The organism is Croceivirga radicis (assembly GCF_002072105.2).
Taxonomy (GTDB): Bacteria; Bacteroidota; Bacteroidia; order Flavobacteriales; family Flavobacteriaceae; genus Croceivirga; species Croceivirga radicis.
Window position 1 is genome coordinate 1 of sequence record NZ_MTBC01000010.1, and the last position, 16,498, is coordinate 16,498.

Below are 16,498 nucleotides of genomic sequence, written 5' to 3' on the forward strand. Positions count from 1 at the left end.
TTGTTTTTCGGGCTGCAAATGTAACACCATTTCCCAATTAATCAACAAACTTTTTACAGGTTTTTTTGTGGAAATTTAGAAACCGCTGATAACCTAATAGTTAGCCCTTGTATTTTTTTCTCTTTTATGAAAAGAAGTTCCATACTAAGCCAAATCGAATTACAAAATCGCGATAAGGGTAGTTAGGAGCAGCATAATAATTATACTCTTTGGTCCAAATAGTATTTAGATGTTCTGCCTTTAAAAAAATCCTTGTTTGCCTAACTTTTGCATTAATAAACAAGTCTATTAAAGGATAGGCGCCATTATCTTCCAAGGTTTGCGTGTAGAACTCTGCAAGTAATGGATTATAACCATCCATCTTATATGTACTAAAATATTTAAAAGTTACCCCCGTTTGTAGAAACATTGCCTTATCAAACACATCACTACTAAAGTATAATGTGTTTCTAGTAACCAATTGCGGAACATTTAGAACTTCTGCATCTTGGTTTACTTCTTGATACATAAATGTATTATTAAGCGCCCATTTTTTGTATTTAATTTCCTTTTGATACTTAACCTTAAGATAGTTAATAGTACCACTATCCTGAAAAGGCCTCACAAAACTATCTTGATAACCGGCATCTATGGCTTCTTGGGTAATATCTGGTGCAAGACCAAAGTAAGTGTAATTATCTAACAAAGAATAATCTATATTAAGGTTACCAAACCATTTAGATGCAAAACCACCTGACAAGGTTTTAACCTGTTCGTTTTCGAAACTTTCTTTATTGTACCAATTGTAGTTAGTATAATCACTTTGATATAATAGGTAATTAAAATCTGGAAGTTTAGAACTTAAAAATAACTTACCATATATACGATGGTTGTTGTTAATTTGATAACCTACCTGAGCATCTAACATATTACCTGTTAACTCTCCAGACACCGTATACCTTAATTTACCATCAACTTCCAAGCCACCTAATTTATTTTTGTAACTCGCAACAACTCCAATTTCTTCTCCTTTTAATTGACTCGGAATTACCCCTTCATCCTTAATAACCAAACTCCCAAAAGCATAATCATAATTATATAGACTGATTCCAGCATTGAGATTACCAAGATTTTTGTTGCTAAAATTTGCTGTTAATTGATTATAAGTTGTCCTTAAGGTAGATTTATCGTCTATTGGCGAAACAAAAAGTGCTTCACCCAACTCATCTACCCTTGCGCTTTGAAGAAATTGATAATATTTGGTTTCGTAGTTAAATTGATGACCAATTGCCAACAAAGTTGACCTACTCTTGATACTATCCCTTTTAGGTCTTACCAAATTAAATTGATGGTCTAAAAAATAACGCTTACCAACGATTTTATTATCAGCGTTGGTATACCTAAGGTCTATTCTACCTCTATCGAGTAAATTCTCATCACCACTTTCAAATTGTAAAACCTTATCCGCGAGACCACCACTTTCTTCCCCTTCTAAATCTTGAGCAGCAAAATGCCCCCTTACCCAATACCTATTATTTAGTGTTCTGTAATTAAAGGTTGCCCTAAACCTACCCGCTTGGGTTTGCTCATAATCATATTTACCTAAAGAACGTAATCCTGTATAGGCAACTGAAGCATTAAACCTTTTTGAAGTATTTAAGGTTAACAGGGCATCTAATAGTTGACCACGTTCCATTGTAGTCTTAAAAAACAACTCTGTAAGTGGTGTTGCAACGTTATAATAATTGATATCCTCAAGTTCAAAATAAGCTATATTTCTAGCCGAAGCACCAATACGTGGAAAAAAGTGATATGGATTTTCTGACCTACTTAATCTATTATAGGCATGCCCTAAATTAGCAAAAGGCATTAGTTCGAAATCATCTTTCCTTAAATAATTAAATTTATACTCTTTATTAATGTTTAGCGTGGTATCTAAAATGATGGTATCTCTCTCAAAGTTGATTATCTTATAGTTGGCTATAGTAACATCTTGTACCTCTTTATCTTTTTTCTTTCCGTTTACGCTATCTTTTTTGGAACGATTAAGATTTAAATCTCCCTTCTTATCTAGCGGCTCTTTCTTTTCGGGCAATTTTGTTTGAGACCAATTAAAATTAGAAATCAATAAAAATGCCATAAAAACAATAAGGTTATACTTCATCCTTCTGAATTGGATTTCAAAGGTAATTTTTTCGGTTCTAATAAAAAGCTAAAATATCAAGCATCAAAAAACATGCAATAGAACGAGTGTTTTACATTCTTAACAAAATATATGATAAGTTTTAAGTATTTTGTTCTCCGTTTTAATAAAAAATTATGAGAAGAAAGTTACTCCTGCTATTCGTATTATTGACAGGTCTAGCAAATGCACAATTTAATGAGAGTGCTCCTTGGATGAAAAACTTAAAATCATCTACCGACATTTCCAAATCAAAGAGCAGTACGCTGTCAAACGATACTAAAGCACTTTCCGAGCTCACTAAAGCTTTCAACACATACTGGCAAGGAAAAAATTACAAGAAAAAGGGAAGTGGATATAAACCTTACAAACGTTGGGAAAACTATTGGAAACATCAATTAAACAGTAATGGAGAAGTTCCAAATGCCAAAGCAATATTAAATAGTTTTAAAAATAAAAAAAGATTTGGTTCAATAACTCAAAATCTTACAAGCACTTGGACTTCAATTGGGCCAAATAGACCTGGCACTTACTCTGGAAGTTTACCTGGAACAGGACGAATTAACAGTATTGCGGTAGACCCAAACAATAGTGCCATTTGGTATGCAGGAGCACCTGCAGGTGGTATTTGGAAATCTACGGATTCAGGAGAAAATTGGACTAACTTGTTTGATGAATTTCTTCAAATTGGCGTGTCTGGTATTGCCATAGACCCTAACAACTCAGATATAATTTTCATAGCCACAGGGGACGATGACGCAGCGGATTCTTACAGTATTGGGGTTTACAAATCTGAAGATGGAGGACTTAACTGGGCGGCCACGAGCTTGAGTGCAGAAAATGATTCTAATTGGTCTACAGGTAGACTTATGAGTGAAATCCAAATTGACCCTACCAATAGTAAGAATGTATGGGTTGCAACCTCTTTTGGCTTATATAAATCTGAAGATGCTGGATTAACTTGGAACAGGAAACAAGCAGGCAACATAACTGATTTTAGACTGAAACCAGGAAACAGCAATATAGTTTATGCAATTACAGACAATGCATATTATCGTTCGGAGGACGGTGATAATTTCACGGAAATTACGGGTATTCTACCACAATCTTCCGGTAGAAGGGTTTTAGATGTTTCTGCCAATAATCCAGATATACTTTACATTTTAACCGCTGAAAATGGTCCGGACTTTGAATATCAAGGTCTTTACAAATCTACGGATAGCGGCTTAACCTTTACAGAATCACCGAACACGCAAAATATAATGGAGTCTAATCAAGCTTGGTTTGACCTGGCAATTTCTGTGAATCCTGAAAATGCAGATGAAGTTTATGTTGGCTGTCTCAATATTTGGAAAAGTGAAAATGGTGGAAATACGTTTAGTAGATTAAACAACTGGGCAGTAAATAACCAAGCCTATACACATGCAGACATACACACTATAAAATTTTATAATAAAATACTTTTTACAGGAACGGATGGTGGCCTATTTACTTCTAGCGACAATGGATTAAACTTTATAGATCGCACGGGAAATATGGAGATAACCCAACTTTATAGAATTTCTATTGGAAAAAATGACATATCTAGAATTGCTGGTGGCTCTCAGGACAATGCCGGATACGTAGCCACTAACAATAATTGGAACGTATTTACCGCTGGTGATGGCATGGACTATGAGGTTGACCCAACCAATAAAGAAATTGTTTATGGATTTACTCAATTTGGTGATAATCTATTCATAACTACTAACGCAGGACAATCTGTAGGAGTAATTGGCAGGCCCACCGAAAGCAATAACAATAACGCTTCTACTAATTGGATTACACCTTTGGCAATTGATAGCGAAGGCAACGTATTTGGTGGATTCAACCAAAGGATTTTCAAACTTGTTGGGAATGTATGGGAAGAATGGTCAGATTCATTTGGATCGAATTATCTAGAAGATTTAGAAATCGACCCTACTAATCCACTCATTATGTACGCAGTAGACCAAAATTTCATTTATAGAAGTGATGATGGAGGTGAGACTTTTAACCAATTTACTTTTGTTCCAGGCAATATTTCTGATTTAGCAGTTAACCAGCAAGATGGCTCTACAATCTATATTACAACTTCAAATAGGGTTGGAACACCAATAGCATCTCAACCAGCTAGTCGGGGAATTTACAAGATACCTGTAAACCAAGACGGTAGCAGTGGCGAAATTCAAGATATATCTTATGATATTCCTACAGACCAAGCATATTTATCTATTGCACACCAAGGAAGAAATGAGGACAATCCAATTTACGTAGGAACAAATTTAGGCGTATACCGTATTGATGATACACTTACCGAATGGGAGGATTATAGTAGCGATCTACCCAATGTAGCGGTGAGCGATCTTGAAATTAGTTTAGAAGATGAAGTAATCATCGCCTCAACGTATGGTCGTGGTACCTTTAAATCACCTATTCCGGTTACTAAGCCTAATACTGATATTAGATTGGCCGCTATAACCCCAGACAACAATAACATATTTTGTGGGGCTATAATACCTACTGCCGTAATTGAAAATAAAGGTTTAAGTACCGTAGAAAATATTACTATTGAATATAGTGTAAACGGAGGTTCATCAGCATCAATAAATTGGAGCGGTAATTTAGCGAGCGAAGAAACACTCTCCATTATTCTGGATGAGTTATCTGGATTAAACATAGGACAGAATAATTTGAATATTAGTGTAAATACCATTAATGATGCATTTGCGGACAACAATGGGGCTGATTCACAATTTATACTTACCGCAAATGCGCTAGAAAACACAAATTTTGATTTTGAAACAACGGAAACCAGTCTTTATACTGTAGATGATAACAGCTCCACAAGTGTTTGGGAAATAGGTGCACCCAACGGTACACTACTCAATAGCACCACATCTGGTTCACAAGTAATAGGAACAAATTTAAATGGAAATCACCCAGATGCCACCCTTTCCTATATTTATAGTGGCTGCTATGATTTTACCTCCCTAATCTCACCTACCTTAAAGTTTTCCATGGCTTACGATTTAGAAGTTAATTTTGATATTCTATATGTACAATACACAATAGACAATGGAAATACTTGGTCTAATTTAGGCTCAATTAATAGCAAACCTAACTGGTACAATAGCGACAGGACCAATGCTTCTTCAGGCAATTCAGATGATTGTCAAAACTGTCCGGGTGCACAATGGACCGGTACTAATACAACCATGACAGAATATGCTTATGATTTTAATCTAAACGCAAATAATGGAGAGGTAGACCTAACTTTAGCAAACAATATAATTTTTAGAATAGTTTTTCATTCAGACCCATCTGTGAACCAAGAAGGAGTGATCATTGATGATTTTCAAGTTAGCGGATTGATAGATGACGAAGATGATGACAATGACGGAGTTTTAGATAATCAAGACAATTGCCCTTTAATTGCCAATGCAAATCAATTAGATACAGATGGTGACGGAATAGGAGATGTCTGTGATGAAGACGATGATAATGATGGCATATTGGACCTAGAAGACAATTGCCCGAAGGTAGCAAACCCCGGACAAGATGATGATGACAATGATGGTATTGGAAATAGTTGTGATGATGATCTAGACAATGACGGCGTGCCCAACGAATTTGATTTATGCCCCGATACACCAACTGATTCTACTGTAAATGTTGATGGTTGCGAAATTTTTACCTTGCCGCAAAATAATTTCACGGTATTAACAAAGGATGAAACCTGTGCAAATAACAATAATGGTTCTATCACCATTAGCGCAGCAACCAATTTAGACTATACTGCAACACTATTAGGGAATGGAACAACACTTACATTTGCTTTTAATGAAGTTCTAGAAATTTCTGATATTACAGCTGGATCATATGATTTATGTGTGGAAATTGCCAATGAATCTTATGAACAATGTTTTAGTATTGTAATAGAAGAACCTGAAACACTCGGAGTGAATTCAAAGGTGAACAGTATTGCTTCTACCTTAGATTTAGAACTTACTGGTGGAAAAGTATATACTATATTATTAAATGGAAAAACTTATGAAACAAGTAAATCTAGTATAACCCTTCCGCTTAATGAAGTTGTAAATAACCTATTGGTACGAACCGATTTAGACTGTCAAGGTAGATTTGAGCAAACCATATTTACTAATACCGAAATTATGGTTTACCCAAATCCCGTGACCAAGGATAAACTAAATATTTTATTAAATGAAGGTTGGTCAGGTATAACCGAAATAAAACTATTCAGTATCAGCGGAAAACAGGTTTACCATAAACAACATAATAGCAAGAAGCCAGAATTAGATTTGAGCGCTATTGCTCCAGGTTTGTACATCTTAAATGTGGACAATCAAAACAATACAAGAACATTTAAAATCATGAAAAAATAACTAAATGAATAAATATTTATATACTCTATTAACTGGCTTACTAATCGCCAGTTGTGGTGGATCAGATAGTAGTGGAGGTAGCAGTACAGACGACGTTGAGCCAACTCCAAGTCCAACAGCAGCAATCCTCGTATTTCCGGAAGACAATACAGAATGCAATACCGGAGAAATAGTAAACGAACAAGAGAGCAGGGTAACCTTTGTATGGAATGCTTCAGAGAATACGGATTCATACGAATTAAGCCTAACAAATCTCAATACCAATAACACCATCACCCCTACAGTTAGGGATACCGAATTGAGATTAACCTTACTCCGTGGTGTTCCCTATGAATGGTCTGTAACATCAAAATCAGATTTTAGCAATGAGGAAGCCACAAGTAGTACATTTAGATTTTTTAACGAAGGATTTGGAATAGAAAACTACGCGCCTTTTCCTGCAGAAGTAATTTCACCAGAAAATGGAATTAACCTAATGAACAACACTTCCGAGGTTAATTTAATCTGGGAAGCCTCAGACTTAGATGAAGACATCGTAAGCTTTGAAGTGCTCTTTGGTAACGAAAATCCACCAGTAGATGTGGTTTCAGAGACTAATGACTCCTTTTTAAATAATGTAAACGTTAGTAGCGGGAACACTTATTATTGGAGAATAATTACAAAAGACACCCAAAGTAATTCTTCCATATCCCCCATATTTGAATTTAAGGTATTGTAAATAATAATAATAATCACTGAATGAAAGGTCCAACATTTTTAATGTTAGGACCTTTTTTATTAAGCTATACTATTGGTATTTTCCTCAATTTACAATCATTAAAATAAAACAAGCTTAGAGAGTTTTAAGGAATAAAAATTACTAAACAACTTAATAAAGACTCGATTAACACGTAGGTTTTAATTCCTTCATAAAATTTATATAATACAAACCAAAAAAAAGGCTCCTTGTTAAGGAGCCTTAATATGTAAAGATTTTGAAAAATTCTATTGTCTTACCAATGTCATTTCTCTATTGTCTAAGTTACCTTCAACCGTGTAGAATATAGTTAACTCGCCAGTTGTTGAATCATAAGTACCATTACCAGAAACTGCCAAACCAAAACTATCAGCAATCTCACCGCCTGTCACTGTAATTTCATTACAAGTATCTGAAATATTGAAGGCATAATCGGTACCAAAAAAATTATCACCACTTACGGTATAAGTAGTTGAACCTGTTTTTTCAATTGTAACAGATTTTTGGTTACCATCAGTATAAACCCAATCACCTTCCAATTCAGAAGGACAATCTCTAATTAAAGAAATCTCAATTGGCTCCCCCACTAAGGTACCGTTATCAGAATCATTAACCATATTTAAGATTAAAGACTCACCTGCGTTACTAATCTCCTCATCAATTAAAGAAACAGTAAACGCCGCTTCGTTACTTCCAGAAGGAATGGTAATGCTTGTTGGTATGGAATATGAGGCAGCACTTGCAGAAGAAGCTTCAGAAACTTGTAATCCTAATACCAAGTCAGAACCTTGCACTCTAGTTGCATATACATTAAGAGTAATTTCACCAGTACCATCTAAAGCAACCAAGGCAGTAGCCTCATTTGTTTCAAATGATACATAATCTGCTGGTGGAACGGTTAAAGAAGGTGCGTCTTCACAATTATAAAATATTGCAGCAATAGCAACAATACATATGTATACTAGTTTTTTCATTGCTTTAAAATTAACCGTTAGTTATTTTGATTATTAACAAAAGGATTGTTTTGAATCTCATCTTGAGGAATCTCAAATTGAAAACGCTCATCATTATAAGGAATTGGTTCTCCTACCAATGACAAGTGGTTGGCACCTCTTGTTACCGTGGCTTTGTTACGTTTCATAGCCAAATAACTTTTACCCTCTCCCCAAAGTTCAATTCTAGTTTGCAAATAAATCTCATCCAATAACGCCTGACCACTCAATGCATCTACGTAAGCTGAACTTGAAACTCTACGATCCAACAACGCCTTAAGGCTTGTTCTTGCTGCTGGTTCGTTCCCAGCTTTAGCGTTGGCTTCCGCATTTAAAAGGTAGGCTTCTTCAATTCTCATGTAAACGTAATCTGCAGTTACGGTTTGGGATACACCTCCAATTGCATCAGACGCATAGAATTTTTGCAAAGGCTGTAGGTACCTGCCACTGCTTGCATCTTGGTTAAATTGGGCTTTTCTTACATCATCGGCTGGTATCGCATCATATAAATCTTGATCGATTACTTTATAATCACCAGCCCATGCATAACTATAAGAATAGGCATCCACTTGACCCCACCAAGAAACCAATCCTAACCCAAGATTTTCAGTTAAATCAATACCCCACATCCAACTTGGAGTATTTACATCCGCAAAGCCCGTAGTGGTAACCTCGTTGGCCGCCAACATTGTATAGGCACCAGAATTGATAACCTGTTGTGTTAAGGCAGCAACCTCGGCATCTCTACCTCCTTTAGCACCTAAAACGTAAGCTAATATCATACGAGCAACATCTTGGTTTACCTCGTTTTTCTGAGCTCTTTGGAAGCCCTCCAATAAGGTAATTGCTTCGTTTAAATCTTTCTCCATTTGGTCGTAAATAACACCTGCAGTTGATTTTGGCTCGTTTGATCCGCCTGGCTCTAAATAAAGAGGTAAAATCTCCTCACTAGCATCATACTCTTTCTGGAAAAACTGAGTTAAATAAAAATATGAATGTGCACGCATTGCTTTTGCTTGGCCCATTGCATATATATTCTCTGGTGTTTCTGGAATTGCATCATTACCACCTAAATTCGCAATAACCGTGTTGGCAGAACGTACAATTCTATAGTAATATCTCCAAGGCATTCTATTTTCGCCTAACGTAAAATCCTGCGGAGCCTGTAACTCTGTTATAGAAGCACGGTACCAACCATAAGTACTCACAGATAGCGCCATATCTCCACAGAGCATATCACTGAATACATCATAAGATTTATGACCAAAATCCGTATGTTGACCTCCGCTTCCACCAGAATTAAACTCTACCATCTGTGCATACAGTCCTCCAATAAAGGCAGCTGGAATATCTGGATTCTCCAATGAGCCTTCTGCCAACTGAGCAGAAGTCAACTCCTGTGTAGGCTGACTTTCTCCAGACACCCCACTATTGTTCAATAAATCGTCACTACAACTAGTCGCAAAAAGTACAACCGTAGCCGATAAGACTATTTGTAAAAAATTTGTTTTCATAGTTTTTTTTTAAAATTTAGCTCTTACACCTAAAGTAATGGTAGTTGCTGGCGCATAAATTCTTCTTGCTGAGCTACCGAACTCTCTAATGGAAGGATTGAAACCTTTTCTAGCCGTTTCTATAAACAAATTGTCCCCAGAAACCCAGAAGCTAAGCCCAGTTAAACCAGTACTATCCAAGAAACGATCATTGAATGTATAACCAATTCTAGCATTATTTAAGGCTAAATAATCTGTACTAGTTATAAACCTAGAAGATCCGGAAGTACTATTCACAACCGCATTATCAGACAACAAGGGCACGTTAGTGATATCGCCAGGTTGTTGCCATCTGTTTCTAATGTCTTGGTGGAAGTTGTTACCTGCTGCCCCAAAACGATCACTCATTAATTCTGCATATTGTGCATCATATGCGTAACCACCTAAACTATAAGTAAACTGAGTTGAGATATCAATGTTTTTAAATATAGTGGCGTTAATTCTAAACGCACCTCTTACATCAGGAATAAATGATTTATTAATAAACACCTGTGTTCCCTCTGAATATGTTTTGGTCACTGTTTTCTTTATATTCGCATCTGACACCAATTTTCGATATTCAAATAATGTATTGGTAGTTGAGGCTTCACCGTTAGGTAACTGAGAAAAATCCCCTTCACCTGCGTCCAATACGCCATTATCATTTCTGTCATCATAATATTGGTACCACATTGGAGCTCCATCAGATGAATCAACACCTGCCCATTCACGTGTATAGAAATCAAAAATAGAACGTCCTTCTGCAAATGCGAAGAATCCACTATCCGTGCTTGATTCTGTATCTATAATCTTTTCTACACCTGTAGAAGGATCTATTGGTAACGTAACCATTTCGTTATTCAATAATTCCCCATTAAATCCAAGGCTCAACTTAAAACTATCATTATTTACAATATTCGCGTTAACATCAAATTCAAAACCAGAATTTAATACTTCACCATCATTAACCAAGATAGAAGAGAAACCAGCTGAAGGACCTACACGTCTATTAAAAAATAGATTATCCGTATTCTTGCGATAGTAATCCAAGTTTACATCTACCTTATTCCATAAAGACATTTCTAAACCAGCCTGGATTTGTCTTGAGGTTTCCCAAGTCAAATCAGGATCACCAGGAACATTTTCAGATAAGGCTAATCCTCCAACAAAATTTGCATTAAAAATTGTAAATCCATCAAACGTATCTGCACCATCTTGATCACCGGTAGTACCATAACTAGCTTTCGCTTTTAAGAAGCTAAAGAAGCTATTCTGTAAGAAACTTTCTTCCGACAATACCCAAGCCAGACCAACAGAACCAAAAGTACCCCACTTTTCGTTAACAAAACGAGATGAACCGTCCGTTCTTAAGGAACCTGTAAGGAAGTATTTATTGGCAAAGTTATAATTTAACTGACCGAAGTAGGATTCAATACCAGAGTTATCTGCATAACCTGTGGCAGGGCTAGTACTCAAAGAATAATTAGACAGATTATACAACCCAGGCACAATAACATTTTCTTTAAATTGTTGTGATTGACTGAAACCTCTTTCAAACGTTTCGTGAGCGGCTAAAACCTCCAAGGTATGGTTACCCCAAGATTTGTTGAAACGTAGCAACTGCAAGAAAGTTTCTGAAAATCTAATCCTATCCCTTACGTTCAAGGTTCCATTTGGGTTTGCCCCAGTACCGTAAACGTTGTTGGACATATTATTCCTTCTTTCAAAAGAGTACTGTCCACCATACTTCATTTCAAAGTCCAAGTAATCATTTAGCTTAAAGTTAGCGTAAATATTACCATTAACCGCATTGGTAGTTCTACCATCAAAATCATATAAGGCAGAACCTATGGGATTCAACAAGTTTGCATTTGGTCTACTCCTTGTAAATCCATTTAAATCACCAGTTGGACTACCGTAATCGTATTGCGCACCACCGTAAACTGGGTCCGGAATAAGCTGCCCAGTACCAGGAAATCTTGCAAAAACCGGATAGATAGGTGCCATTTTATCCGCAAATTCGAATAGGTTTTCAGAACCTTCTATCTGACCATTATTTGTACTTTCAGACTGGGTGTATCCTAAATTGGCTCCAATTTTCAACCAAGACTTCACGTTTGAATCTACGTTTAAACGTGCAGTATACCTTTTGTAATCTGAATTAACAGAGTACCCCCCATCGTTCAAGTAACCAACAGAAGCAAAATAATTTCCTTTTTCCGAGCCACCGCCCATTCTAAGGTTAGCTTCAGTTCTAATTCCCGTTCCAAATGCCTCATCCGCATAACTTTCAGGATCAAACAAACGCTGAACACCAGGTCTTACAGACCTTGTAGCAGGGTCTATTAAATCTGCCGCATTATCTACCGCCCACATATTATACCCGGCTCCAATACCATTATCTCCTAACAAGGTATTATTAGCAAATGCAACTGGATCTGCATCACCAGTAACCACACCTCTATTGTACAAACCTTCCCAAACTAAACCAATGTATTCTTCAGGAGAAGACAATACTTGATATCTAGGTATAATTTGCTTGTTAACACCTGTTTTCATGTCAACTTCAATGTAAGCGTTCTCAGCTTTACCACTTTTAGTAGTAATTAAAACCACACCGTTTGCTCCTCTAGATCCATAAATAGCGGTTGCGGTTGCATCTTTAAGTACGGTAGTACTAGCAATATCTGCAGGGTTAATAGAGTTCAAATCAAAAGTACCCGCAAATGCAACACCATCTACAACATACAATGGGGCTCTGTTACCGTTTGGCGAACCATAACCCCTAATACGTATAGTACCAACTGTACCTGGCTGACCAGAAGTATTGATTACGGTAACACCAGCAACCTCACCCGCTAAGGCTTGAGTAACGTTAGAGAAACTCTTTGCCTCAATATTCTCGGCAGCAACTACAGAAGCGGTACCTGCGTATGCTTTTTTGGTTGTTGTACCATAACCTACGACAACAACTTCTTCTAATGCTTGAGCATCTTGATCCATTTGAACATTGATGGTGCTTGATGCACCAACTGTTCTTTCTTCAGTTTTTTGCCCCAAGTAGCTAAAACGCAACACTTGACCTTGACTAGCACCTATTGAATAGTTACCATCAAAATCTGTTTGCGTTCCATTGGATGTACCAACAACTACAATGGAGACACCAGGCAATGGCAGACCATCTTGGTCCGTTACATTACCTGAAATCGTTTTCTCTTGTGCAAAAGAAAATGAAAAAGTCAACACCAATAAAGGCGTCAACATCCACGTTAACATTGATTTCATTTAAAAAATTTTTGAATTAGTCAGTTCCAAAAATGATAATTAATCGTTAATATTCCAAAAATATCACACAATCGAACCCCTATGTTGTTAAAATATGTTCAATTTTTACAATAAAGCATCAATAAAGACGTTTCCAATGCATTTTATTCAACGTTCAGTTTGTTTCTCTAATTTCTATTTATGTTTTTTGTTAAATATTGCAGTTGTTAAGATATGATTAACAGTTTTTATAAGTCCTTTAACGAAGCCGGAACAGACGAGGCAGGAAGAGGTTGTTTAGCTGGACCCGTCACGGCTGCAGCGATTATACTACCCAAAAGTTTTGAAAATGAAATTCTTAACGATTCAAAACAATTAACAAAAATCCAAAGAAACCGTTTAAGAGTTATTCTAGAAGAAGAATGTACTGAATATGGTGTAGTACACATTTCCGAGAAAGAAATAGACAAAATTAATATTTTGAATGCCTCCATCCTAGGCATGCATCGGGCTTTAGATCAATTAAAACAAATACCCGAACACATACTTGTGGACGGCAATAAGTTTAAACCCTACAAACAAATACCACATACCTGCTTTATAAAGGGAGACTCTAGATTCTTATCTATTGCGGCGGCCTCTGTTTTAGCAAAGACCTATAGAGATGATTATATGTTGAAAATACATGAAGAATTTCCTGTATATAACTGGGCTAAAAACAAAGGTTACCCAACAAGAGAGCATAGAGCAGCAATACTTAAACATGGGCCTTGCAAATACCACCGTAAAACTTTTAAGTTATTACCTGAACAACTTAGTTTTGACTTATAACCAAACCTTTTAACTTTGCTGCAAAAGGCCACTAAATGAACTACAAGTTCCTACTTCCAATTCTTCTACTAGTTTTTTCATGTAAACCAAAACCGGTGGTAAAGGAGACCCTACTAGATGTACTACCCCAAGATGCGGCTTTATTTCTAAAAATAAACAAGCTTGCCAACTTTAGTAGTGAACTTAAAAACAATACGGTTTTACAACAAATTCAAAAAACAAAATACTACGACGATATTCTTGCAAAAACAGCCTATCTAAATCATATAGCAATTAATGAGGGTGGTGTTTTAGGGTTTTACGAGGTAGGTAAAAATAAATTCGAATTTATTTTTACAACAAAAGCAAACCTGCTTGATGCTGACCTTGATAAAGTGACCAACAAAAAAATAGAAACCTTAACATATGAAAATAAAGAACTATCCCGTATAACCATTACCAACCAAGTTTTCTATTTGTATAAGTTAGAGGATTTATGGGTAGTGGCTTCATCAAAACTGCTTATAGAAAATGTGGTTAGAACCGGAAAGGAAAATAAATTAAATCCTGTTCTTGAAAAATTATATAATACCAGTAGCAAAAACACTAGCGCAAGCATTTTCATAAACCTAAAAACAAGTCAAAATATTTTTAAATCCGCATTAAAGGAATCCAAATCTGCTTCCGTGAAGCATTTTGCAGATTGGCTGGCCATAGAGTTTAACGGTAAACCAGACGAATTGTTTCTTAATGGAATAATACTAGCTAAAGACTCTATAAAAAACTACACCAGCCTGTTAAGCAACACCACCCCGGTTACAAGTTCATTTACATCTTATACCCCAAAAAACATTGACATTGTAACCGATTATACTTTTAACAACTATGAGACTTTCTTGCGAAATCAAAAAATTTATTTGGACGCAAAAGAACCCCTGGATACCGGTATTAAGGGAGTAGAACAGCTAAGTATTTTGCAACTTAAATCAGACAAAGCAGTAATGCTCACTACTTTTGACTCGGAAGCCCTATTGGGTTTAATTGAAAGCATAAAAATTGAAGAGAATACTTATCAAGGAACTACTTTAATAAAACTGAACAACTCTAATTTTATAAGCAATCGTTTTAATCCTTTAGTAAAAGATTTTGAATCTAATTTTTGCACGGTTTTTGAAAATACATATATATTCTCAGAAACGGAATCTGGTCTTCAAACAATTATCGCCAATATTAAAAGTGGCAATACCTTAAGCAATGACCATGCTTATAATACAACCAAAGACTTATTGTCCAATGAAAGTAGCATTCAATTCTACGCCACTAAAAATGGACTTTTACGCCTTTCTGAACTACATGGGCTAGATGTTTTAACAGAAAGCATTTCCCATTTAGACAATTCTACGGTGCTTGCCGCCCAGGTAACCGCGGATGCTAATTTTTACCATGCCAATCTAGTAATTAAAAAATCTACTATAACAACCACAACAACATCTGTAAGTCCACTATTCACTTTAGAACTTAGTAACGATTTAGCCACAAATCCGCAGTTTGTTAAAAATCATAGAAATAATTCATATGAAATTGTTGTTCAAGATACAGACAACAACCTATACTTGATTTCTTCTGAAGGAAAAGTGCTTTGGAAAAAGAAGTTAGACGGAAAGATTCAAGGGAAAATTCAGCAGGTAGATTTATATAAAAACGGAAAGCTACAATTGGCATTTACTACCAATAATCAATTTTTGATTTTAGACCGAAATGGAGAACAGGTATCCAATTTCAATTTTAAGTTTGAAGGAGGCAACCTAAACCCGTTGGCCGTATTTGATTATGAAAATAATAGAAATTACAGATTCTTAGTTACCCAAGGCACTGCAATTTACATGTACAACAGTAGCGCTAGCTTGGTTAAAGGTTTTACCTACACCAAGGCCGAAAGTCCTATTTTACAAGCGCCAAAACATTTTAGGATTGGAAACAAGGATTATTTGGTGTTTCAATTGGCAAATGGCAGCCTAAAAATTAAACACAGAGCAGGCCAAGATAGAATTAAACTTGAAGAGAAAATTGACTTTTCTAGTAATGAAGTTTACCTCTACAAAGATAAATTTATTACTACCAATAAAGAAGGGGTACTACACCTTATAGACAGCAAAGGAAAGCTTGCTGCTAGTAATCTTAAGCTTGGACCTAATCATGGATTGGATGCAACTAGTAAAACCTTAGTATACATGGATGATAACATGCTTAGTATTAGAGGTAAGAAAACAGAATTAGAGCTTGGCGTCTATGAAAAGCCCAAAATCTTTTATATCGATAACAAATTATATATTTCCGTAACGGACATCCAGAATCAAAAAATTTATTTGTTTGATAGCCAATCCAAATCCATTGCCAACTTTCCTGTATATGGCTCCTCTAGCATAGATTTGATAGATATGGACAAAGATGATAAATTAGAGGTGGTAAGCAAAGACCAAGAAAACTCAATCATAGTGTACAAGCTTAACTAACCTTTTATACAGCTAGTAATACCAATTATACAGATTTAGAAACATACTCATTTTCAGTTTACTAAT

Annotated in this window: 8 protein-coding genes; 4 read left to right on the forward strand and 4 right to left on the reverse strand. The window is 35.9% G+C overall.

The features are described from left to right. Window positions 1-124 precede the first annotated feature (124 nt). Window positions 125-2,143 carry a putative porin gene (locus BUL40_RS13280; RefSeq protein ID WP_080319644.1) on the reverse strand — a complete coding sequence of 673 codons (2,019 nt, stop codon included), beginning with the start codon at window positions 2,141-2,143 and terminating at the stop codon, window positions 125-127. A gap of 155 nt (window positions 2,144-2,298) precedes the next feature. Between BUL40_RS13280 and BUL40_RS13285 the strand changes: the two genes are divergently transcribed. Then, on the forward strand, window positions 2,299-6,585 hold the full coding sequence (locus BUL40_RS13285; RefSeq protein WP_080319645.1) for a thrombospondin type 3 repeat-containing protein: 4,287 nt from the start codon (window positions 2,299-2,301) through the stop codon (window positions 6,583-6,585). Window positions 6,586-6,589: 4 nt separating this feature from the next. Continuing rightward, window positions 6,590-7,303: a hypothetical protein gene (locus BUL40_RS13290; protein WP_010518559.1), complete on the forward strand. Its 714-nt coding sequence runs from the start codon at window positions 6,590-6,592 to the stop codon at window positions 7,301-7,303. A 266-nt stretch (window positions 7,304-7,569) separates the two neighbouring features. Here the strand turns inward: BUL40_RS13290 and BUL40_RS13295 are convergent, their stop codons facing one another. Genes BUL40_RS13295 through BUL40_RS13305 form a run of 3 tightly spaced genes read right to left on the reverse strand, consistent with a single transcriptional unit; the run spans window position 7,570 to window position 13,130 of the window. Further along, window positions 7,570-8,295 (reverse strand): hypothetical protein, encoded by a 726-nt coding sequence (locus tag BUL40_RS13295; protein WP_080319646.1) that lies wholly within the window; start codon window positions 8,293-8,295, stop codon window positions 7,570-7,572. 17 nt (window positions 8,296-8,312) lie between these two features. Further along, window positions 8,313-9,827, reverse strand: coding sequence for a RagB/SusD family nutrient uptake outer membrane protein (locus BUL40_RS13300; protein ID WP_010518557.1), 1,515 nt, complete (start codon window positions 9,825-9,827; stop codon window positions 8,313-8,315). A gap of 9 nt (window positions 9,828-9,836) precedes the next feature. Next, window positions 9,837-13,130 carry a SusC/RagA family TonB-linked outer membrane protein gene (locus tag BUL40_RS13305; RefSeq protein WP_176465487.1) on the reverse strand — a complete coding sequence of 1,098 codons (3,294 nt, stop codon included), beginning with the start codon at window positions 13,128-13,130 and terminating at the stop codon, window positions 9,837-9,839. 213 nt (window positions 13,131-13,343) lie between these two features. On the opposite strand from BUL40_RS13305, the gene BUL40_RS13310 reads away from it, so the two are divergent. Together BUL40_RS13310 and BUL40_RS13315 are read left to right on the forward strand one after the other, a co-directional pair. Further along, window positions 13,344-13,940 (forward strand): ribonuclease HII, encoded by a 597-nt coding sequence (locus BUL40_RS13310; RefSeq protein WP_080319647.1) that lies wholly within the window; start codon window positions 13,344-13,346, stop codon window positions 13,938-13,940. A gap of 35 nt (window positions 13,941-13,975) precedes the next feature. After that, a complete protein-coding gene (locus BUL40_RS13315; protein WP_080319648.1) occupies window positions 13,976-16,432 on the forward strand; it encodes a hypothetical protein in 2,457 nt (818 codons plus the stop codon). Window positions 16,433-16,498: the final 66 nt, after the last annotated feature.

Coding starts and splice junctions, on each gene's coding strand:
- BUL40_RS13285 (WP_080319645.1), top strand. CDS start 2,299: ATGAGAAGAAAGTTACTCCTGCTATTCGTATTATTGACAGGTCTAGCA.
- BUL40_RS13290 (WP_010518559.1), top strand. CDS start 6,590: ATGAATAAATATTTATATACTCTATTAACTGGCTTACTAATCGCCAGT.
- BUL40_RS13315 (WP_080319648.1), top strand. CDS start 13,976: ATGAACTACAAGTTCCTACTTCCAATTCTTCTACTAGTTTTTTCATGT.
- BUL40_RS13280 (WP_080319644.1), bottom strand. CDS start 2,143: ATGAAGTATAACCTTATTGTTTTTATGGCATTTTTATTGATTTCTAAT.
- BUL40_RS13300 (WP_010518557.1), bottom strand. CDS start 9,827: ATGAAAACAAATTTTTTACAAATAGTCTTATCGGCTACGGTTGTACTT.
- BUL40_RS13305 (WP_176465487.1), bottom strand. CDS start 13,130: ATGAAATCAATGTTAACGTGGATGTTGACGCCTTTATTGGTGTTGACT.
- BUL40_RS13310 (WP_080319647.1), top strand. CDS start 13,344: ATGATTAACAGTTTTTATAAGTCCTTTAACGAAGCCGGAACAGACGAG.
- BUL40_RS13295 (WP_080319646.1), bottom strand. CDS start 8,295: ATGAAAAAACTAGTATACATATGTATTGTTGCTATTGCTGCAATATTT.